Annotated in this window: 17 protein-coding genes and 2 pseudogenes; 13 read left to right on the top strand and 6 right to left on the bottom strand. The window is 70.6% G+C overall.

Features of this window, described 5'->3' with window-relative positions:
- The first annotated feature begins 295 nt into the window (after window positions 1–295).
- The 5 genes and pseudogenes from ACZ5WG_RS35005 to ACZ5WG_RS34985 all read left to right on the top strand — a co-directional run.
- Window positions 296–949: a 2Fe-2S iron-sulfur cluster-binding protein gene (locus ACZ5WG_RS35005; protein ID WP_468728524.1), complete on the top strand. Its 654-nt coding sequence runs from the start codon at window positions 296–298 to the stop codon at window positions 947–949.
- Entirely contained in the window at window positions 946–1,956 is a 1,011-nt protein-coding gene (locus ACZ5WG_RS35000; RefSeq protein ID WP_468728522.1) for an FAD binding domain-containing protein, read from the top strand. Before ACZ5WG_RS35005 ends, ACZ5WG_RS35000 begins: the two co-directional genes overlap by 4 nt.
- Window positions 1,957–1,985: 29 nt before the next feature.
- Window positions 1,986–4,148, top strand: coding sequence for a xanthine dehydrogenase family protein molybdopterin-binding subunit (locus ACZ5WG_RS34995; RefSeq protein WP_468728521.1), 2,163 nt, complete (start codon window positions 1,986–1,988; stop codon window positions 4,146–4,148).
- 180 nt (window positions 4,149–4,328) lie between these two features.
- Window positions 4,329–4,763: a MauE/DoxX family redox-associated membrane protein gene (locus ACZ5WG_RS34990; RefSeq protein WP_468728520.1), complete on the top strand. Its 435-nt coding sequence runs from the start codon at window positions 4,329–4,331 to the stop codon at window positions 4,761–4,763.
- Window positions 4,764–5,055: 292 nt separating this feature from the next.
- Window positions 5,056–5,573, top strand: a pseudogene (locus tag ACZ5WG_RS34985) (SDR family NAD(P)-dependent oxidoreductase); the annotation flags it as partial.
- A 38-nt stretch (window positions 5,574–5,611) separates the two neighbouring features.
- Here the strand turns inward: ACZ5WG_RS34985 and ACZ5WG_RS34980 are convergent.
- Window positions 5,612–6,145: a winged helix-turn-helix transcriptional regulator gene (locus ACZ5WG_RS34980; protein WP_468728519.1), complete on the bottom strand. Its 534-nt coding sequence runs from the start codon at window positions 6,143–6,145 to the stop codon at window positions 5,612–5,614.
- A 94-nt stretch (window positions 6,146–6,239) separates the two neighbouring features.
- On the opposite strand from ACZ5WG_RS34980, the gene ACZ5WG_RS34975 reads away from it, so the two are divergent.
- The 6 genes and pseudogenes from ACZ5WG_RS34975 (at window position 6,240) to ACZ5WG_RS34950 (ending at window position 12,042) form a co-directional block, all read left to right on the top strand.
- Complete coding sequence (locus ACZ5WG_RS34975) at window positions 6,240–7,025, top strand: SDR family oxidoreductase (RefSeq protein WP_468728517.1); 786 nt, start codon at window positions 6,240–6,242, stop codon at window positions 7,023–7,025.
- Window positions 7,026–7,073: 48 nt separating this feature from the next.
- Complete coding sequence (locus ACZ5WG_RS34970; protein ID WP_468728516.1) at window positions 7,074–7,433, top strand: nuclear transport factor 2 family protein; 360 nt, start codon at window positions 7,074–7,076, stop codon at window positions 7,431–7,433.
- A 444-nt stretch (window positions 7,434–7,877) separates the two neighbouring features.
- Window positions 7,878–8,450 (top strand): (2Fe-2S)-binding protein, encoded by a 573-nt coding sequence (locus ACZ5WG_RS34965; RefSeq protein WP_468728515.1) that lies wholly within the window; start codon window positions 7,878–7,880, stop codon window positions 8,448–8,450.
- 35 nt (window positions 8,451–8,485) lie between these two features.
- Window positions 8,486–8,860, top strand: a pseudogene (locus ACZ5WG_RS34960) (hypothetical protein); the annotation flags it as partial.
- Window positions 8,857–10,389, top strand: a complete 1,533-nt coding sequence (locus ACZ5WG_RS34955; RefSeq protein WP_468728513.1) for an APC family permease — start codon at window positions 8,857–8,859, stop codon at window positions 10,387–10,389. The pseudogene ACZ5WG_RS34960 and the gene ACZ5WG_RS34955, both read left to right, overlap by 4 nt.
- A 15-nt stretch (window positions 10,390–10,404) precedes the next feature.
- A complete protein-coding gene (locus ACZ5WG_RS34950) occupies window positions 10,405–12,042 on the top strand; it encodes a flavin monoamine oxidase family protein (RefSeq protein WP_468728512.1) in 1,638 nt (545 codons plus the stop codon).
- Between the two features lie 119 nt (window positions 12,043–12,161).
- On the opposite strand, the gene ACZ5WG_RS34945 is transcribed toward ACZ5WG_RS34950, so the two are convergent.
- From ACZ5WG_RS34945 to ACZ5WG_RS34935, 3 genes are all read right to left on the bottom strand, one after another.
- Entirely contained in the window at window positions 12,162–12,485 is a 324-nt protein-coding gene (locus tag ACZ5WG_RS34945; RefSeq protein ID WP_468728510.1) for a GNAT family N-acetyltransferase, read from the bottom strand.
- A gap of 34 nt (window positions 12,486–12,519) precedes the next feature.
- Window positions 12,520–12,933, bottom strand: coding sequence for an SgcJ/EcaC family oxidoreductase (locus ACZ5WG_RS34940; RefSeq protein WP_468728509.1), 414 nt, complete (start codon window positions 12,931–12,933; stop codon window positions 12,520–12,522).
- Between the two features lie 128 nt (window positions 12,934–13,061).
- Complete coding sequence (locus tag ACZ5WG_RS34935) at window positions 13,062–13,877, bottom strand: SDR family NAD(P)-dependent oxidoreductase (protein ID WP_468728507.1); 816 nt, start codon at window positions 13,875–13,877, stop codon at window positions 13,062–13,064.
- A 352-nt stretch (window positions 13,878–14,229) separates the two neighbouring features.
- Here ACZ5WG_RS34935 and ACZ5WG_RS34930 point away from each other — a divergent pair, with 352 nt between their 5' ends.
- Window positions 14,230–15,786: an alpha/beta fold hydrolase gene (locus ACZ5WG_RS34930; RefSeq protein WP_468728506.1), complete on the top strand. Its 1,557-nt coding sequence runs from the start codon at window positions 14,230–14,232 to the stop codon at window positions 15,784–15,786.
- 655 nt (window positions 15,787–16,441) lie between these two features.
- Window positions 16,442–17,494: a serine hydrolase domain-containing protein gene (locus ACZ5WG_RS34925; protein WP_468728505.1), complete on the top strand. Its 1,053-nt coding sequence runs from the start codon at window positions 16,442–16,444 to the stop codon at window positions 17,492–17,494.
- A 349-nt stretch (window positions 17,495–17,843) separates the two neighbouring features.
- Here ACZ5WG_RS34925 and ACZ5WG_RS34920 read toward each other — a convergent pair whose 3' ends face one another.
- Both ACZ5WG_RS34920 and ACZ5WG_RS34915 read right to left on the bottom strand, forming a co-directional pair.
- Window positions 17,844–18,476 carry an NAD(P)-dependent oxidoreductase gene (locus ACZ5WG_RS34920; RefSeq protein ID WP_468728503.1) on the bottom strand — a complete coding sequence of 211 codons (633 nt, stop codon included), beginning with the start codon at window positions 18,474–18,476 and terminating at the stop codon, window positions 17,844–17,846.
- A 741-nt stretch (window positions 18,477–19,217) separates the two neighbouring features.
- Complete coding sequence (locus tag ACZ5WG_RS34915; protein WP_468728502.1) at window positions 19,218–19,715, bottom strand: hypothetical protein; 498 nt, start codon at window positions 19,713–19,715, stop codon at window positions 19,218–19,220.
- Between the last annotated feature and the right edge of the window lie 22 nt (window positions 19,716–19,737).

The following is a 19,737-nucleotide window of genomic DNA, read 5'->3' as shown; positions in this document are numbered from 1 at the left end:
ACCCATCATGAGTGCCTGACGCAGGCGCATTGACTCGTTGGAGCAGGCGGCCGCCCCCGGAGATAAGGGGCGGCCTCTTGCCGTTCCCGGCAGCGATTCTGGCTCATGCCCGTACGTCATCGTGTACCCGATTCGCACCATGGGGCGCGTCCTGCCGCGCTGTGCCGTGGACACCCGGCCGTGCGCCGTACGGGGGAGGCCGGCGGGGGCGTGCGGCGCGCTCGGGCGTGCGAGGGGCCAGGCTGGGCACTCGAAGGGATATTCCCTCCCCAAACGGACGTCAAGGGAGCTCGTTGTGGCTCACGCAACCGACCCGCCCACCCACCGGCGTGCACCCGATGGCGGCCCCGGACCGGCGCCGCGCCCGCCGGACCAAGCGCCCGCCGGGACCGCCCGCTCCCGTGTGACCCTCCGCGTCAACGGTGTGCACCACGACCTCGACCTGGACCACCGGGTCACGCTGCTCGACGCCCTGCGCGAGCACCTGGACCTGACCGGCGCCAAGAAGGGCTGCGACCACGGGCAGTGCGGTGCCTGCACCGTCCTGGTGGACGGCCGGCGCGCCAACAGCTGCCTGCTCCTCGCCGTGGCCCTCGACGGCGGTGAGATCACCACCGTCGAGGGCCTGGCCGGCCCCGAAGGCGCCCTCCACCCGCTCCAGCGCGCCTTCATGGAGCACGACGCCTTCCAGTGCGGCTACTGCACCCCCGGCCAGCTCTGCTCCGCGGTCGGTGCGCTCCGGGAAGCCGCCGCCGGCCACCCCTCGCACGTCACCGCCGCCTCGGCCCCGGCGGCGTCCGGCGCCGCCGTGCTGACCGCCGAGGAGATCAGGGAACGGCTCAGCGGGAACCTCTGCCGCTGCGGCGCCTACCCCGCGATCGTCCGAGCCGTCGCCGACGCGGGAGCCGACGCCGCGGCCACCGCTACCGGTGCGGAGGTGACCGCATGAAACCCTTCGCCTACGTACGCGCCACCAGCCTCCAGGAGGCGGCAGACGCCTACGCCGCCCACCCCGGCTCCCGCTATCTCGGTGGCGGCACCAACCTCGTGGACCTGATGAAACTGGGCGTCGAGACCCCCAGCGCCCTCATCGACGTCTCCCGTCTCCCGCTGGATGAGATCCGCGAACTCCCCGACGGCGGCTTGCGCGTCGGCGCCACGGTCCGCAACAGCGACCTGGCCGCCGACCCGCTGGTGCGCACCCGCTACCCGCTCCTCAGCCGGGCGCTGCTCTCCGGCGCCTCCGGCCAGCTGCGCAACGTCGCCACCACCGGCGGAAACCTGCTCCAGCGCACCCGCTGCGGCTACTTCCAGGACCTCTCCAAGCCCTGCAACAAGCGCGAACCCGGCAGCGGCTGCGGGGCCCGCGACGGCGTCCACCGCGACCACGCGGTACTCGGACACTCCGAGCACTGCATCGCCACCCACCCCTCCGACATGGCCGTGGCCCTCGCCGCGCTGGACGCCGAAGTCGAGCTGTACGGCGAGGCGGGCACCACCCGGACCGTCGCGGCCGCCGAGTTCCACCGGCTGCCCGCGGACCGGCCCGAGCAGGACACCGTCATCCGCCCGGGGGAGATCATCACGGCGGTGATCCTGCCCGCCGGCGCGCCGGGCGCCGTCTCCCTCTACCGCAAAGCCCGCGAACGCGCCTCGTACGCCTTCGCCCTCGCTTCGGTCGCCGTCGTCCTCGACCTCGACGACGGCCGCGTGCGCCGGGTCGCCCTCGCCTTCGGCGGCCTCGCCCACCGGCCCTGGCGTGCGACCACCGCCGAGGCCCGGCTGACCGGCGCCGTACCGCACCCCGACGCCGTCCGCGCGGCCGTCGACGCCGAACTCGCCCAGGCGAGGTCCCTGCGCGACAACGCGTACAAGATCCCGCTCGCCCGCAACCTCGCCTGCGACGCCATCGCCGAGCTGGCCGGCACGCACCCCGGTTCCCCCGCCACGCCGTAGCGGCGCCACCGACCAGGAACAGGACCACGATGAGCCCGACCTCCGCCACCCTCGCATCCGCCACCGCCACCGCCTCCTCCGCCGCCGCTCTCGGCGCCTCCGTCCCGCGGCGCGAAGGCCGGGAGAAGGTGACCGGCGCCGCCCGCTACGCCGCCGAACAGCACCTGCCCCTGCGGGCCTACGCCTGGCCGGTGCCCGCGACCGTTGCCCGCGGCCGGATCACCGCCGTCGACACCGCCGAGGCCCTGGCCCTGCCCGGCGTACTGAGCGTCCTCACCCCCTACGACGCCCCCCGCCTGGGCCCCTCCGACGACCCCACCCTGCAACTCCTGCAGGACCTGCGGGTGCCGCACCGCGGCTGGTACGTGGCGCTGGCCATCGCCGACAGCCTCGAGGGGGCGCGGGCCGCCGCCGACGCCGTGCGCGTCACGTACGAAAGCGAGCCGCACGACGTCACCCTGCGCGAAGGCCACCCGGGCCTGTACACCCCCGACGAGGTCAACGGCGGCTACCCCGCGCACCGCGAACAGGGCGACCCCGACGCGGCGTTCGCCGACGCGCCCGTACGCGTCGACGTCCGCTACGCGGTTCCGCCGCTGCACAACCACGCCATGGAGCCGCACGCCGCCACCGCCGACTGGGACGCCGAACGCGGCCACCTCACCGTGTACGACTCCTGCCAGGGCACCACGCTGGTGCGCAACGTCCTGGCAGGGCTGTTCCGGCTGCCGGAGGACCAGATCACCGTCTTGGCCGAGCACGTGGGCGGCGGATTCGGCTCCAAGGGCACACCGCGCCCCCACGTCGTCCTCGCCGTGATGGCCAGTCGGCACTGCGGACGCCCCGTCACGCTGTCCCTGCCCCGACAGCACATGGCCGCCACAGTCGGACACCGCGCGCCCACCCTGCACCACCTCCGGCTCGGCGCCCGCCCCGACGGCACCCTCACCGCCCTCACCCACGAGGTCACCACGCACACCTCGCAGATCCGCGAGTTCGTCGAACAGGCCGCCGTGCCCGCCCGGGTGATGTACGCCGTCCAGAACAGCCGCACCACCCACCGCGTCACTGCGCTCGACGTGCCCACGCCCTCCTGGATGCGTGCCCCCGGCGAAACTCCCGGCATGTACGCCCTGGAGTCGGCGATGGACGAGCTGGCCGACGCCCTCGGCATGGACCCCGTAGAGCTGCGCGTGCGCAACGACCCGGCCACCGAGCCCGACAGCGGCCGCCCGTTCAGCAGCCGCCACCTCGTGGAGTGCCTGCGCGACGGCGCACGCCGGTTCGGCTGGGCCGGCCGCCGGCCGGCACGCCGCGAGGGGCCGCTCCTCATCGGGACCGGTGTGGCCGCCGCCACCTACCCCGTCTACATCGCTCCTTCGGGCGCCCGAGCCCACGCCCGCCCCGACGGGAGCTACCTGGTCGAGGTCAACGCCACCGACATCGGCACCGGTGCCCGGACGGTCCTGGCGCAGATCGCCGCCGACGCCCTGCACGTCCCGCTCGACTCCGTCTCACTGGCCATCGGCAACAGCGCGCTGCCCCCCGGCCCCGTCGCCGGCGGCTCCACCGGAACGGCGTCCTGGGGCTGGGCGGTGCACGACGCGTGCACCGCGTTGACCGCCCGGCTGGCCGGGCACCAGGGGCCGCTGCCCGCCGCCGGGCTCTCCGCGTCCGCCGACACCACCCAGTCGGCGAAGCAGAAGTCCCCGTACGCGCGCCACTCGTTCGGGGCACTCTTCGCCGAGGTCCAGGCCGACACCGTCACGGGTGAGGTGCGCGTCCGCAGGCTGCTCGGCGTCTTCGCCGCCGGCCGCATTCTCAACCCGCGCACCGCCCGCAGCCAGTTCATCGGGGCGATGGTGATGGGTCTGGGCATGGCGCTGACCGAGCACAGCGGTCTGGACCCGGCGTTCGGCGACTTCGCGGAGCGGGACCTGGCCGCCTACCACGTGCCGGTGAACGCCGACGTCCCCGCCGTCGAGGCCCACTGGATCGACGAGCACGACAAGCACCTCAACCCGATGGGCAGCAAGGGCATCGGGGAGATCGGCATCGTCGGCACCGCCGCGGCGATCGGCAACGCCGTCTGCCAGGCCACCGGCCGGCGGCTGCGGGAACTGCCCTTGACCCCCGACCGGGTCCTGGCCGCACTCGACGCCGGGCCGGAGGCCGCGGGCCGCGCCGGATGACAGCCGGACGCGCCCCGGCCATGGCGGGGGCCGGTCCCGCGTCCGCGCCACCCGGGGCAGCTTCACCTGCACTGACCTGGTCCGGGGCTCCGGGACCGGTTGCGGGAGAAACGGCCCCCGTTTGACATGCTTCGAACGGATGGCAGGGTGGTATCCGGGGCCAATGTTGGGAGGCTCGGCATGGCATGCGGTTGGGCACGATGTTCCGCGGCACGGCAACTTCCGCTCAGGCTCACGGTTGGCGCCTTCTTCCTGAACTCCGGACTTGCGAAACTTGGATCGGACGAGGCCGGCGCCGAGAGGTTGCAGCAGTTCGCCGCCACGACCTACCCGTTCCTGGGCAAGTACAACGCCCAGAAGTTCGTACGGCTGCTCTCTGCCGGGGAGCTTGCCATTGCCACCACACTGCTCCTGCCGGTCGTCCCTGCCGCTGTCGCCGGGGTCGCGCTCACCGCATTCACCGTTGGCACCCTCGGGCTTTACCTGCGTACACCGGGGATGCGGCAGGAAGGCAGCCTGCGCCCGACCGAGCAGGGAACCGTCCTGGCCAAGGACATCTGGATGCTGGGTATCGGCGTCTCCCTCATCGCCGAGGGCCTGAACGAACACCGGTGACGCACCACGAGCACGTCGGCCTTCCGGAGGTCGATCCCGACGAGCCGGAGAAGGCGAGTGTCGAGGCGACGGCCGACGCGATCGAGAGGAGTGCTGAGCAGTGTCTACCGCGTCTACTGAGGCCTTCGGGAGCCAGCGGGTCGCGGTCGTGACCGGCGGCGCTGGTGCCATCGGCGGCGCGATCGCCGCGCGGCTTGCGGTCGATCACACCGTGGTCGTGCTCGACCGCACGGGCGATGTCCCGGTCGATCTGGGCGATCCGGCCGATGTGCGCCGGGCCGCGCAGCTGGTGCTGGACCGCTACGGCAGGTGCGATGTTCTGGTCCACTCGGCCGCCATGGTCGCCTTCGGACCGTTCGAGGACTTCGAACTCGACCTGTGGCGTCAGGTCCAGGCAGTGAATGTGGATTCGGCGCTCCTGCTCACCCAGGCGTTCGCACCGGGGATGCGTGAGCGGGCTTCGGCAGGGTGGTCTTCATCGTGTCCAACACGTTCTGGCGTCCCCCCGGCGCGCACATGCTCGCGTACGTGGCGTCCAAAGGGGCCTTGATCGGCATGACGCACGCCCTCGCCATCGGGCTCGGCGGCCACGGGATCGCAGTCATGGCCGTGGCCCCGGGGCTGACGCGCACTCCGGCTACCGGCGTCGTGCCGGCGGAGGAGTTCGAGGAGGTCGTGGCCCGCCAGGCGCTGCGCCGGCCGCTCACTCCGGACGACACCGCAGCTGTGGTGGCGATGCTCGTCGGCGAGGACGCGGCGGCGCTGACGGGCCAGGTGCTCACGGTCGACGGCGGCCTGGTGATGCGTTGATGAGTGGGGATCGGATCATGTAGCGCCGGCCCCGACGGCTACGTGGAAGGTTCCGTAGTCGGGACCGCTGGTACTGGTCGCCTGTGGGCGTAGCGGCTGCGCATGGCGTCGCTGGCCGCCGGGCCCGCTGCGAAGACGTAGGCACGGCTGTCGTCGAGTCGGCGGCCGGTCCCGGCGTCGACGACTACGGGCTGGACCTCTTCGCCGCTTTCCGCGTCGACGAGAATCATGCTGCGTGCGTGCGGCTCCAGCCGGGAATTGCCCCACGCGGCCAGGGCGACGATCACCGGGCGCAGGGAGCGCCCGAGATCGGTCAGTACGTACTCGTGGCGGACCGGGTTGGTCTGGTAGGGGCGACGCTCCAGCAAGCCGTCCGTCACGAGGGTCTTCAGGCGGGCCGTGAGCATGCTCGAGGAGATGCCCAGGTTCTCCTGGAACTGATCGAAGCGGGTGTAGCCGTCGAAGGCGTCGTGGAGGATCAGCAGCGTCCACCATTCGCCGACGTGTTCCACCGTCGTGGACAGCGGGCACTCCCGGTCCTCCAGCCTGATGCGGCTCGCCACGGTGACCATCCCCTCGGTTACTGCTAAAGTCGAAGTTAGTGGCTTTTATTTTAGCAGTAATGGGCGTCGCGCCGTACGCGCGCACCAAGGATCGGGAGACGCCATGACCGGCCCCATCAGCGAATCACTCGAAGGCCGCCGTGCCCTGGTCACCGGCGGCACCAAGGGCACCGGAGCCGCCATCGCCCGACGGCTCGCCGGCGCCGGCGCCGACGTGCTCGTCACCGGCCGCAGCCGCCCCGAGGAGGTCGAGGAAGAGACCTTCATCGCCGCCGACCTGTCGACCGCCGATGGCGTCGACCGGGCGATCGCCGAAGTGGAGGCTCGCCTGGGAGGTGTCGACGTCATCGTCCACACCCTCGGCGGCTCCGAGGCGCCGGCCGGCGGATTCGCGGCGCTCGGCGAGGCGGACTGGGCCAAGGAGCTCAACGTGAATCTGCTGGCCGCGGTCCGCTTGGACCGCGGCCTTCTGCCCGGCATGATCACGAGCGGTAGGGGCGTGATCCTGCACGTCACCTCGATCCAGCGCCGCATGCCACTGTGGAACGGCACCCTGGCCTATGCGGCAGCCAAAGCGGCACTGACCACCTACAGCAAGGGCCTGGCCAACGAGGTCGCCCCGCACGGCGTGCGCGTCAACACCGTCTCGCCGGGATTCATCCAGACCAGCGCCGCAGACGACCTGGTCGCCAGGATCGCCCAGGAGGCCGACGTTACCCGGGAAGCCGCCCTGGACCGGCTCATGGACTCGCTCGGCGGCATTCCCCTCGGCCGCCCCAACCGGCCCGAGGAAGTCGCTGAACTCGTCGCGTTCCTCGTCTCCGACCGCGCCTCGGCCATCGTCGGCGCCGAGCACGTGATCGACGGCGGCACCACCCCCACCGTCTGAGCCCCCACAGCCACACAGCCACACAGCCACACAGCAAAGAGGACTGTCATGCCGAGCCATCAGCCCCACACCATCGCCCCGAGCAACTTGCCCAAGACGATCACCCGCTACCTGCGGGCCCACCACGACCACGACACCGCGACTGCTGCCGCCGCCTTCACGAGCGACGCCACCGTGACCGACGACGGCAGGACGTACCAGGGCGCCGCTGCAATCGAACAGTGGCTGAACCGCTCCGCCACTGAATTCACCTACACCATCGAACTCACCGAAACGCAGCAGACCGATCCGACCCACTACGTCGCCACACATCACCTCGAAGGCAACTTCCCCGGAGGCAGTGTCGACCTGCGCTATCAGTTCAGCCTCTGCGGCGACCTGATCGAGCGTCTGGTCATCGAGCCCTGATCCGCCCGGGCGTGCTTCTTCCGGCCCCAGGAGGGGCGGCGGCTGTTCGTCGCGGACCCGGGGTGATGGCGGGGGCCGCGGCCCAAGGCAACACGACGGGTGCGGTCGGCGGTTGGGGGAGTCGGGCCAGGGGAAGGCGCTGCTGCTCCTGCGGTCCATCTCGTACCGGCAGGTCGCGCACGCCCGGGGACCTCGGCGCACCGACGGGCAACCGGGACCTGTGCGTCGCCTGTCTCGACCTGGCGGATTCGGCCTCCATCGCCGCTTTCGCCACCTCTGGCGAGGCCCACGGGACGACGCCCCGACCTCCACTGCTACAGTGCGTGGCCATCCATTCCCTCTGAGTGTTCACATGGGCGGTCGAGTGCGCCCTCCCGTGCCCTGCTTGAGGTGCGCGGTCGTCGGCGTGGACCCTGCGGTCCCGGTCACCGGAAGGCGTGGTTCATGCCAGGTGGGTTCGGCGGTGCGTCCGCCGTGGGCCGACGGCGATTCCTGGTGATGTCGACGGCTGCCGTGGGGCTGCCCCTGCCGGTTTCCGGGCGTGCGTACGGCGGTTCCCCGGGCCCGGCCCCGGCGGCGGCCGGCACCACGTCGACGGTCGGGCTGACCGTGAACGGGGAGCGGCGGTCCGCGGTGGTGGACAACAGAGCCTCGCTCCTCGACCTCCTGCGGGAGCACCTGGGGCTGCCCGGCACGAAGAAGGGCTGCGACCAGGGAGCCTGCGGGGCGTGCACGGTCCTGGTCGACGACCGCAGGGTGAACTCCTGCCTCACCTTCGCCGTCATGCACAACGGCGCGCGCGTCACCACGATCGAGGGCCTCTCGCACGGCGGCCGACTGCACCCCCTCCAGCAGGCGTTCATCGACACCGTGGACCCCCTGGCGGATCCCATCGGGGTCAAGGGGCTGGGCGAGATCACCATCGTGGGAGTGCAGGCCGCCATCGGGAACGCAGTGTTCAACGCCACCGGCAAACGCCTGACAGACCTGCCCATCAGGCTGGAGGCACTGCTCTGAGCGGCGGCCGGTGACCTGTCCTCGACCTCGTCAGGACCACGCGTGAGTACGTGGCCTACAGCCCAGAACCGGTTTCCGGCCTGTTGCAGACTCCGGAGTACGCCGCTGGGTACGTGGAAGGCGATGCCGGCTCCCGAGTAACACCCCTACGCCGATCGGTGTCTGATCGGAACGAGGTTCCTGGACGGCAATCTCCCCTCCAGGAGCCCGACTTCACTCCCCAGAGGGCCGATTGGCGTGCCCATCAGTTTTTCCTGCGCATCACCGGGCGGTTACGGGGATCGCTCCATCCCCGTCCGACTCGACAACTCGTCGTATCTGCAACGAGATTATCGGGCCGACTGCCGATTGTGGCGTACGTCACGCGGGGTGAGAGTGAGCGCCCTCACGACAGGAACGAGGAGCTATGAGCACGGATACCGGCACGGGCGGCGGCGCACCCCAGGTGCAGCGGCTCAAAGCCAATTCGGTCGGCCTGGTGGGCGTCGTCTTCATGGCCGTCGCCACCGCCGCCCCCATCACCGCGATGACCGGGAACCTCCCCATCGCCGTGGGCTTCGGCAACGGGACCGGCGCCCCCGCCGGCTACCTTTTCGCGACCGCCGTGCTGACCGTCTTCGCCGTCGGCTACGTCGCCATGGCCAAGCGGATCACCGCGGCCGGCGCCTTCTACGGGTACATCTCACACGGCCTCGGCCGGATCGCAGGCATGGCCTCCGGCATGCTCGCGGTCCTCGCCTACATCGTCTTCGAGGCGTCGATCGTCGGTGTCTTCTCCTACTTCGCCAAGACCACCGTCCATGACCAACTCGGCATCGACCTGCCCTGGATCGTCTACGCGGCCGCCATGCTGGCGATCACCGCCGTCCTCGCGCACTTCGACATCAACCTCACCGCCAAGGCGCTGGGGGTGATGCTCGTCGCCGAGATCGCCGTGCTGTTCGCCGTCGCCACCGCCGTACTGGTCGCGGGCGGCGGCCCGGACGGGATCCCGCTCGAGCCCGTGAACCCGAAGAACGCCTTCACCGGCACCTCTGCCGGACTCGGGCTCTTCTTCGCCTTCTGGTCCTGGGTCGGCTTCGAATCCACCGCCATGTACGGGGAGGAATCCCGAGACCCGAAGCGGGTCATCCCCAAGGCCACCCTGATCTCGGTGATAGGCGTCGGCCTCTTCTACATCTACGTCTCCTGGATGACCATCGCGGGTAACGGCCTGGCCGAGTCGGTGGAGCTCTCCGCCGCCGCGAGCCCGCTCGACCTGTTCTTCGCGCCCACCCGGACCTTCATCGGCGGCTGGGCCGTGGACGCCTTCCAGTGGCTGCTGCTCACCGGCTCCTTCGCCTGCGGCATGGCCTTCCACCAGTGCGCCGCCCGCTACCTCTACGCCATCGGCCGCGAGGGCTTCCTGCACCCGGGCCTCGGCCGTACGCACGCCAAGCACGGGTCCCCGTACGTCTCCTCCGTGGTGCAGACAGCCATCGCCACCGGCCTGGTCGCACTGTTCTGGCTGACCGGACAGGACCCGTACATCCACCTGTACACGCTGCTCGCGATCCTCGGCACGATGGCGATCCTCATCGTCCAGACCCTGTGCTCCTTCGCCGTGATCGGCTACTTCCGCAAGAACCACCCCGAGGACCGCCACTGGTTCCGTACCTTCACGGCTCCGCTGGCAGGCGGCATCGCCATGGCCGCCGTGGTCGTCCTGCTGCTGGTCAACATGCGGACGGCAGCCGGGCTGGCCGCCGACTCGTTCTTCTTCACGCTGATCCCGTGGATCGTCGGGGTCGTCTTCTTCGGGGGCCTCGGACTCGGCCTGTGGCTCAAGTACAAGGCCCCCGAGCGCTACACGGTCATCGGCCGCGTCGTCCTGGAGGACGCGGCCGAACGCACCGACGAGCGCACCGACACCCCCACCCCCTCCGCCGCGACCATCTGACGAGGAGCCACAACCATGGCCCGTACGCCGCTGATGCACGAGCTCCGCCGGCTCGCCGCCGAACACGCCGCCGCCCGCCGGCTCGGCCTGCCCGTCGCCGAGGTCCGCGGCTCCACCCGCCGCCAGCTCCTCGGCCGGGCCGCCGCCCTCGGGCTCGGCGCCGCCGTCGCCTCGGCGGCGGGCGCCTCCGCGAGTGCCCACGCTGTGGAGGCCCTGCCCGAGAAGAAGCCCGTCACACCCGCCCGCGTGGCCGTCGTGGGCGCCGGAATCTCGGGGCTGACCGCAGCCCTCACCCTCAAGGACGCGGGCGTCGCCTGCACGCTGTACGAAGCCAATCCGAGCCGTGTCGGAGGCCGGATGTGGAGCCAGCGCTCCCTGTGGGCGTACGGGCAGACCTCCGAGATCGGCGGCGAGCTGATCGACACCAGCCACAAGAAGATCCTGGAACTGTGCCGCCGCTTCAATCTGCCCGTCGAGGACTTCCTCGGCGGCGGGCCGAACGGCGCCGAGGAAGTCCTCCGGTTCAACGGGGTCTACTATCCGCGCACCCAGGCCGACGAGGACTTCAAGGCCGTCTACCAGGCGCTGCACCGGGACCTCCAGGCGGCCGGCGAGGTCTCCTGGAACTCATCGACCCCGGCTGGGACCGCGCTCGACAACATGACCCTGTACGAGTGGATCGAGACCCGGATCCCCGGCGGGCACGGCTCGCAGCTCGGCCGCTTCATCGACGTGGCGTACAACGTCGAGTACGGGGCCGACACCGACCAGCAGTCGGCCTTGGCGCTCGTCCTGCTGATGGGCTACCAGCCCAACCCGGGCAACTTCAACGTCTGGGGCCTGTCCAACGAGCGCTACCACATCACCGGCGGCAACGACCAGCTGCCGAACGCCATGGCCCAGGCCCTGCCCGCCGGATCGCTCGTCATGGGCCGCGAGCTGGTCGCCGTACGTGTCTCGGCCGACGGCACCCAGACGCTGACCTTCAACGACGCGGGCGCCACCCGCACGGTCGTGGCCGATCACACCGTCCTGTGCCTGCCGCTGCCGATCCTCCAGCGGATCGACATCACCACGGCCGGCTTCGACCCGTTGATGAAGAACCTCCTGCGGGACGCCCGCATGGGCTACTGCACCAAGCTCAACATGCAGTTCACCAGCCGCCCCTGGCGCGGCACCGGCCCTTGGCCGGGGGTCTCCGCGGGCGACTGTTTCACCGACACCGATGTCCAGCAGACCTGGGACACCACCAGGGTGCAGCCGGGCAACGGGGGCATCCTCCTCCAGTACGGCGGCGGCAGCCTGGCCGGCTCGCTCACCCCGGGCAGCCCTTTCGCCACCGATTCCGACCCCTACGTACGCGCCCTCGCGGACCGGATGCTCACCGGGATCGACTCCTTCTTCCCCGGCACCAAGACGGCCTGGACCGGTCGGGCGCAGCTGTCTGCCTGGCACCGCAACCCGTACTCGCTCGGCGCGTACTCGTACTGGCCGACCGGATACCTGCACAAGTACGCCAAGTACGAGGGCACCGCGCAGGGCCGGATCCACATCGGTGGCGAGCACTGCAGCTACGATTTCCAGGGCTTCATGGAAGGCGGGGCGACCGAGGGGGAGCGGGCGGCGAAGGAAGTGATCGCCGCCCTGACCTGATCTGACCTGACCTGACCTGCTGTCACTCCGCCAGACCCGCAGGGGTGGGCACGGGAGACCTCAGGCCGGGCCGGCCCCGCGGTGAACATGAGCGAGGCCGGCCCACCGGTGCGGTCGGGTCATCCAGTGGCTGTGACGTCCGCGTGTCCGGCCTTGCGGTCAACTATGGCGAATCGCAGTTCCGGGCGTTCCCAGGTCACCTTCGGCGGTGAGGGAGGAACCTTCCCCACCGGCTCGGCACCCAGACGCCGGTGGAACTGCCCGGCCGGAAGGTGCGGCACGACACGCACTTGGGCCAGGCCCGCTCTCCTCGCCTGGTCGATCACGTGCTCCACGAGGAGCCGGCCGACCCCCGCCCCCTGTGCCTCATCCGACACGAACGCCAGGTCCAGTTCCGCCGGTTCCAGCACCAGAACGTAGAAGCCCATAAGGGCTAAGACCATTACCGAACAGGCTGTGGCGGCCTTCCAGCACGCCCTAGCCGGGGACGACCCCCGTGTTCTGGCAGGCGGTCAGCAGCCAACGGCCGTCGGCTTGCTTCGAGATCACGTACAGCGGGGCGCCCTCGCTCTCCTCGCCCGGGGCCAGGTATCGCTGACGGACCTTGACCGCCGCGACGTCGGGGCGGATGAAGAGTACGTGGACCACCTCGTAGGTGACCTTGCCGTCCCAGCTCGCCGCGGGGAGGACCTTGCGGGTGAACTCCGAGATCGCGTCGAGGCCGATGAGGACCTTGCCGTGGGCCGTCGTCCAGATCGCGTCCGGGTGGAAGAGGCGGAGGAACTCCTCGGGGTCCTTGTTCTGCTGGGAGTGCTCGACGGTCGCGACGAGCCGGTTGATCGCTTCGATGTCTGCCGCGTGGGATGTGGATTCTGGGCTCATGTGGATCATCGTCAGACCTCAAGCATGGTTGAAGTCAAGCGTTTTACGACTGGAGGACTGCCCGACCAGCGCGCCCGCCGGCATGGCGCCGGCGTTGTGGTCGCGTGCATCAATACGGCGGCGCCTGGGCGGCTGCCTCACGTACGCAGGTATGAGGCCCCGTTGAGGTCCAGAACCGTACCCGAGGCCCATTCGGCCACCGGTGAGGCCAGCCACAGCACGGCCGCCGCGATCTCCTCCGCCGATGCCACCCGCCCGAACGGGCTCTGGGCGCGGATCGCCTCGCCCTCCGCCCCGCTCAGCCGGTGCGCGACCCGCTCCGTCTCGAAGAACCCGGGTGCGACGGAGGCGACGCCGATTCCGTAGGGGGCGAGGTGCACGGCGAGGGACTGACCCAGCGCGTGCACCGCCGCCTTCGTCGCCCCGTAGGCCGGATGGTCGGGCTCGCCACGGAAGGCCCCGCGCGAGCCGACATTGACGATCCGGCCACCGCCGCCCTGCCCGATCATCCGGCAAGCCGCGAGGTGGCTGAGATTCGCCGTCGCGAGGAGGTTGACGGACACGTGACTCTGCCAGGCGGCCGACCAGTCCTCGTACGAGGTGGTGGCGAGCGGGTGCGGGAGGTTCACGGCGGCGTTGTTGACGAGCACGTCCAGCCCGCAGAGTCCTGCGACCGACGCCTCGGCGACGGCGTGCGCACCGTCCGGGGTGGACAGGTCGCCTCCGGCGAGCACGTGCCCCGTCCCGACCAGGGAGTCGAGGGTTTCCTCGGCTTCCTCGCGCCGTGAGCCGAAGTGGACGGCTACCAGGTCGCCATTGGCGGCGAACGCCTGAGCGAGCGCACGGCCGAGCCCGCGCGAGGCACCGCTGACGAGCACGCGACGGCCGGTGGGCGGGAAGGCGCGTGCGGAAGGGGAGGTTTCGGTGGCGGGGGAGGGCGCTGTGTACGTCATGTGGATCATGATGCACCTCGGTCCGCGTCGTGCGAGCGCGAGCACATCCAGCTCGCCTCGGCCTCGCCCGCACCTCCGCAGTCGCGGGTCTCGGACCGTGCGCCACGGCTGCCCCCGCCCGCACGAAGACCACTGTGTCTGGACTGCAACACCCGGTGACCAGCCATCTGCATCCGGCGACGGTCGGAGACAGCAGCGAACCGCGGCCGGGCGGCCGCGAGGACCGGTTGCCGCCTCCCGTCCTCGTGCGCGTCTTCCGACCACCCGGTAGCGTTGATTTCGTGCGTTCCGCCCACACCGCCACGGCATCGCCCGGCGGGGGAGCCGTCGATCGGCAGAGGACCGGGATCACATGGCAGAGCACAGCTTCCACATCGGGGCGCCGGCTGCAGGGGCCGCTCTGGCCCTCCTGGCAGCCCTCGGCCCGACACAGGCGGGCGCCGCACCACCGCACACCGATGTCACCGGGCTCGGCACGGCCGCCGGGTCACGCTTCGTGCCGGGTCCTTGCCCCAAGACACCTGAGCCGATCGAAGCGCTGGCCACCGCCCGGTGCGGTGTCCTGGAGGTCCCGGAGAACCGTGCACGTCCCGGCGGCCGGACCATCCAGCTGGCGGTGGCGGTCATCCCGGCCGCCTCGGCGAAGCCCGCCCAGGACCCCGTGGTGTTCATGTCGGGCGGCCCCGGTGGCGAGACCTTCGACGACATCCCGTTCCTGGTCGACTCCGGCCTGAACCGGGACCGCGAACTGATCGTCATGGCCCAGCGCGGCAATCTCTACGACAAGCCCAACCTCGCCTGCCCGGAGCTGGACCGCTTCTACGCCCGGTCCGTGGGGCTCCCCTCCTACGCACCGCAGACGGAGCGGCTCATGCTCGAAGCGGTGAAGCAGTGCCGGGACCGCCTGACAGCTGACGGGACCGACCTGAGCGCCTACAACAGCACCGAGAACGCCGCCGACTTCGCCGACCTGCGCACGGCACTCGGCATCAAGCAGTGGAACGTCTACGGCCACTCCTACGGCAGCAACCTGGCCCTGACCTACCTGCGCCTGCACCCCCAGGGGGTCCGCGCGGTGGCGCTCGACTCGGCCGCCCCTGCACAGTCCGTCTCCCTGCCGTTCGCCTGGGCCAGCGCGCAGGAGGGCCTCGACCACCTCTACAAGGCCTGCGCGGCGGAGCCCCGTTGCAAGAGCCGCTACCCGGACCTCGAGCGCACCCTGAACGAGCAGGTGCGCAAGCTGGAGGCCCGGCCGCTGACGCTGAACGTCCGGCCGCCGCAGGGCGGAGACCCGGTGAAGGTCGTCCTCGACGGCGGCGCACTGGTGAACGTGCTGGTCGCCAAGGCGATTCCGCTCGTCGACGTCCCTGCGGCGATCGAGGAACTCGGCCGCGGACGTCCGGAGCGCTTCGCCCGGGCCCGCGCGGCCGGCTCGGTCCAGGTCATCGGCCAGACCGCCCACGGTCTGACGAATTCGGTGGTGTGCAGTGAGTGGGTGCCGGGTCACTCGGCGTCCGACGTACTGAACGCGGGCCGCCGCGCGTTCCCTGACTGGCCGGAATCGGTCCTGGCCCAGGCGCCTCAGCTGGCGTTCCAGGACCAGGTGTGCCGTGTCTGGAACGTCCCGGACCGCAGCGCCACGCAGCGGGTGGCCCCCGTCAGCGCGGTGCCGACGCTCTTCCTCAACGGGACGTTCGACATGAAGACCGGGGCGAGCTGGGCGCAGAAGACGGCCCGTACGCTGCCCAGCTCGACCACCGTGCAGATCCCCGGCATCGGGCACTGGGTGGTCCCGCAGTCGCCGTGCGCCCAGAAGGTGCTGGCGTCCTTCCTCACCCGTCCGTCCGCGCCCGACACCGGCTGCGTGGCGGGCTTGAGGTGGGAGCCGTTCACGATCACCCCGAAGTGACCGGGAGGGCCGATGGCACGGTCACGCGCACGACGGCTGCGTACCAGGCCGGACGCAGCGGCGACGGAAATCCTCGTCACCGGCCTGCTCGCGGCACCCGCGAGCACGCAGGAGGAGACGCCGGGTGGAGCGAGCGGCACGGTCGCCCGCGCCGTGGGCGACGCCCGCTTCGAGCCGGGCCCCTGGCCGACGACGCCGGAACCGATAGCCGCGCTGAAAGGGGCGCGGTGCGCAGCGCTCACCGTGCCCGAGAACCGAGCCAAGACGGACAGCCGGAAGATCACCCTGGGTTTCGCGATCGTCCCGGCGGCGGCCGACAACCCGAAACCCGACCCGATCGTGTGGCTCGCCGGCGGGCCCGGCGACGACGCCGCGGGGGAGGCGAAGATGGCGATCGACCGCGGTCTGAACCGACCGGGACGTGAGGACCGCAGACCTTCGGCCGGATCTCCCACGGCCTCGCCTACGGCGCGGCCTGGGACGTCCCCGTCGGCCCGCGCTCGATCCGGGACGTCACCAGCAGCGACATCCACACCCTCGCCCTGTCGGGCGAGTTCGACATCGCCCCCTGACCCGACCTCGTTCCAGGCAGAGAAAGAAGGTGGTGTCCGTGAATCGGATGGCGTCGTTGTGCACCGCCGGGGGAGCCGTGGTCGTGGTCGTACTGGCCGGAATCGCAAGCCCGCAGGCGTACTCGACCGGCGATGACCGCGAGAAGCGCAGCGCAGATGTTCTCCAGGAGCTGGTGCCTTCTCCTGATGGCCCGGGCTGCGCGGCAGCCGTCGGCAAACGGGGAAGCGTTGTCTGGGAGGCGGGGAGGGGGAAAGCCGATCTCACGACCGGGCGCGCCATCACCGCGAAGACGGTCTTCGACATGGCATCCAACTCCAAGCAATTCACCGCAGACGCCGTCCTTCTGTTGGCCGGGCGACACCAACTCGCACTGAACGACCCTTTGTCCGACTTCCTCGACAACCCGCCCGCCTGGACGCGGAACGTCACACTGGGCGACCTGATGCGTCACACCAGCGGCATCACCGACTACCAGGATCTGCTGGAGGCCAAGGGCATCAAGCTGACGGATCCCGCCGGCCAGAAGGAAGCGATCGCGGCGATCCTCGCCTCACAGCCGGAGGATCCGCCAGGCAAGCGTTTCTCCTACTCCAACTCCAACTACGTGCTCCTGGCACATGTCGTCGAGAGGGTCACCGGCAAGCCGTTCCCGACCTTCCTCCAACAGGAGTTCTTCACCCCACTGCACCTGCGCATGACGTTGTCCCCGGCGGTGGACGTTCCCGGCAAGTCAAAGTCGTACGACGAGAAGGACGGCTCCTTCACTCCCAATTCCTCCCCCTGGAAACAGTACGGAGACGGGTCCGTCCAGACCACCCCTGGGGAATTCGTCCGCTGGGCCGACAACTACCGCACCGGGCGCATCGGCGGGACGAAACTGCTCACCGGAGTCACGGAGGGAGCGGTGAGTGTGGGCGACGTCCTGCGCCAGCGCGGCATCGAAGAAGGGCGGTACGGGGCCGGAGTCCTCCTTCTCCCCGACAAGAGCCTGGTGCATCGCGGCGACTGGGAGGGGTTTCACAGCACCTTCAAGGTGAGCCCGGACCGCAACACAGCCGTCACCGTCGTGTGCAACGTGGATTCACCCGACAATTTCCGTGCGGCGAACCAACTGCTGGACATCTGGACCAAATGACGCGTCGGGGCCGTCCTGCCGTACCCGTGTCCGTCCGTTGTGGGTCCGCGGCGACAAGGCGTATCCTCGAGGGCCAACCGTGCGTATTTGCGGCGTCGGAGATCCGCTGCCTGATCCCGGAGCCGGCCGACCAGGCCGGCCACCGCCGTCGGCGGGGCCGGGCAGCGGCCACCCGGTTCGACGAACTCGCGGTCCGGTACGAAGCCACCGTCCCGGTCGCGGCCATCAGCGAACGGCTGTGACCGGCAGAGCGGGGCGCATCCCTCGCGCGAACTGCTCGGCGCGATCCTGGATGCGTGTGCCGCCGGCCTCTGAGGCGTCGGCCCGGGCGATCCGGCCACCCGACGGCTCAGCGAGTGAGGATGACACGGCGGCGGACCCATAGGCCGCTGGTCGCGGCGGAGAGCAGGAAGTCCGCGACGTCGGCACGGTCGATCCTCCCGCCGACGCGTCCTTGGGTTCCGTCCAGCGGGATCGTCTCGTAGTCGCCCGTGGTCTGGCCGTTGGCGAACATAACGGGCAGGGCGATGGTCCAGGCGCGGTCGCTGCGGGCGATGGTCTCATCGGACATGCCCTTGTCCGCCATGAGCTTGCCCATCACGAGTTTCGACGCCGCGGCCTGGAAGAGGGACTGGCGCCGGGCGGTGTCACCCGAGCCGAGAGCCGACAGCCAGACGAGACGCTCCACGCCGGCCGTGGCCATGGCCTCCAGGACGGGACCGGCGGTGCGGGTGGCGAGAGTGGACTTGTAATCCTTGCCCGGTCCCAGGGCGCAGATGAGGGCCTGGCTGCCCCGAGCAGCCGCTTCGACGTCCGCGGCGGAGGCGGCGTCGCCGATGACGACGGTGACGCGTTCCTCGTCGCGCTGCGGCAGCCGCGCCGCGTCACGGACCAGTGCGGTGACCCGGTGCCCGGCTGCGAGGGCCTGCTGGAGTACCTGCTGGCCGATGGGGCCCGTGGCGCCGAGGACGGTGAGCTGCATGATCAGGCCTCTTTCTGTGTGCGGGCTGGCCCTTCGGGCGAGGCGCGACGCCGAGCCCGGGTGTCCGGAGTGCGGGGCTCACGGCGATCAACTCGAGAGCCCGCAATGCTCGGCGCACCGCGCCCAGGGAGTACGGCGCGGCAGGGGGGCCCGTACGCGACGGACCGCGGCAGGCGGCACACGATGTCGAGCAACATCGGGAACGCCCCGTCGGCGTGCCGGAAGCGTGACTCGGCAAGACGCACCGGGCCGGACCGGTCACGAGCCTAGCGGCGCAGCACCGCACGCAGCGGGCTTCGCGCACGCGACACCCGGAGGTCTGGGCGATGGGCGGAGCGGAATCCGCCGACCGGAGATCCCCCGCGAGCCGGCAAAGGGCAAGCGGACTTTGCCGATGTCCCTGCCCACCGGCTTGGAGAAACCGGCCACCAGGTCGCGGTCGAGTGCCTTCACGTCCACCTGCCCCGCGTGCTGAGGCCGGTGCGGCAGCGTAAGCCGAAGCGGCCGATGTGCCGCCCACGGCGAGCGCTCCGACGGCCAGAACAGGCCGCAGAGTGCGCGGACTCCGGTACGGGCCGTCGCCGCGGAGTAAACGCTTGGCCCGGAAAGGACTGTCAGAACGATCACGTGGCTGAACGCGGTGAACGTAGCGGCTGAGGGAGCCGGTGGTGCGCTGACCAACGGGTGGCGGCAGTCGTGGTCACGGCCGACCGTGCGAGTACGTGCCTGTTGCACAAGTACTCACGCGCGGGTGAGGACGTAATCGTAGGCAACCCCACGAAACGTGATGCCGCCGGTCAGCGTGGTGACCCGGGTCGTGGCACCGGTGCATCCGGCCGTGGCGAGTGTCGGACCCCACGGGGTCTCGAACCGGATCCGGCTCCTCCCGGAGATGTCCTCCAGCAGACTCGGGGCGGAGGTTACCGCGTCAGCTGAGATGGCCGGGTGGAAGAACCCCGTGCGGACAAGGCCGTTGGGGATCGCCCCTGCGGAGGCCAGCGGAGTGAGTGTCATGGCGATGGGCGAGGCGCCTCCGCCTACGGTCAGTGTGCCGGCGAATGCAGTGTCAGCAGTGCCGTCGGCTGTGGCGAGGTAATCCGCAAGCAGGGTGCCACCACAGGTGTCGGAGACGCTCGCACCCCCGGACATGTGATCCATGGCATGCGCGGAGGGAACTGTGAGTAGGGCGGCTGTGGCCATCAGGACGATGAAGGCGAGACCACGCGTGGTGTGATTCATATTCCGACAACGATCCGAGCGT

The sequence above is a fragment of the Streptomyces sp. NPDC032745 genome, assembly GCF_055579465.1.
This window is presented reverse-complemented; position numbering and strand designations above follow the sequence as displayed.

Coding starts and splice junctions, on each gene's coding strand:
- ACZ5WG_RS34935 (WP_468728507.1), bottom strand. CDS start 13,877: ATGACGTACACAGCGCCCTCCCCCGCCACCGAAACCTCCCCTTCCGCA.
- ACZ5WG_RS34920 (WP_468728503.1), bottom strand. CDS start 18,476: ATGCAGCTCACCGTCCTCGGCGCCACGGGCCCCATCGGCCAGCAGGTA.
- ACZ5WG_RS34965 (WP_468728515.1), top strand. CDS start 7,878: ATGCCAGGTGGGTTCGGCGGTGCGTCCGCCGTGGGCCGACGGCGATTC.
- ACZ5WG_RS34945 (WP_468728510.1), bottom strand. CDS start 12,485: ATGGTCTTAGCCCTTATGGGCTTCTACGTTCTGGTGCTGGAACCGGCG.
- ACZ5WG_RS34940 (WP_468728509.1), bottom strand. CDS start 12,933: ATGATCCACATGAGCCCAGAATCCACATCCCACGCGGCAGACATCGAA.
- ACZ5WG_RS34950 (WP_468728512.1), top strand. CDS start 10,405: ATGGCCCGTACGCCGCTGATGCACGAGCTCCGCCGGCTCGCCGCCGAA.
- ACZ5WG_RS34970 (WP_468728516.1), top strand. CDS start 7,074: ATGCCGAGCCATCAGCCCCACACCATCGCCCCGAGCAACTTGCCCAAG.
- ACZ5WG_RS35000 (WP_468728522.1), top strand. CDS start 946: ATGAAACCCTTCGCCTACGTACGCGCCACCAGCCTCCAGGAGGCGGCA.
- ACZ5WG_RS34915 (WP_468728502.1), bottom strand. CDS start 19,715: ATGAATCACACCACGCGTGGTCTCGCCTTCATCGTCCTGATGGCCACA.
- ACZ5WG_RS34930 (WP_468728506.1), top strand. CDS start 14,230: ATGGCAGAGCACAGCTTCCACATCGGGGCGCCGGCTGCAGGGGCCGCT.
- ACZ5WG_RS34975 (WP_468728517.1), top strand. CDS start 6,240: ATGACCGGCCCCATCAGCGAATCACTCGAAGGCCGCCGTGCCCTGGTC.
- ACZ5WG_RS34990 (WP_468728520.1), top strand. CDS start 4,329: ATGGCATGCGGTTGGGCACGATGTTCCGCGGCACGGCAACTTCCGCTC.
- ACZ5WG_RS34955 (WP_468728513.1), top strand. CDS start 8,857: ATGAGCACGGATACCGGCACGGGCGGCGGCGCACCCCAGGTGCAGCGG.
- ACZ5WG_RS34980 (WP_468728519.1), bottom strand. CDS start 6,145: ATGGTCACCGTGGCGAGCCGCATCAGGCTGGAGGACCGGGAGTGCCCG.
- ACZ5WG_RS34995 (WP_468728521.1), top strand. CDS start 1,986: ATGAGCCCGACCTCCGCCACCCTCGCATCCGCCACCGCCACCGCCTCC.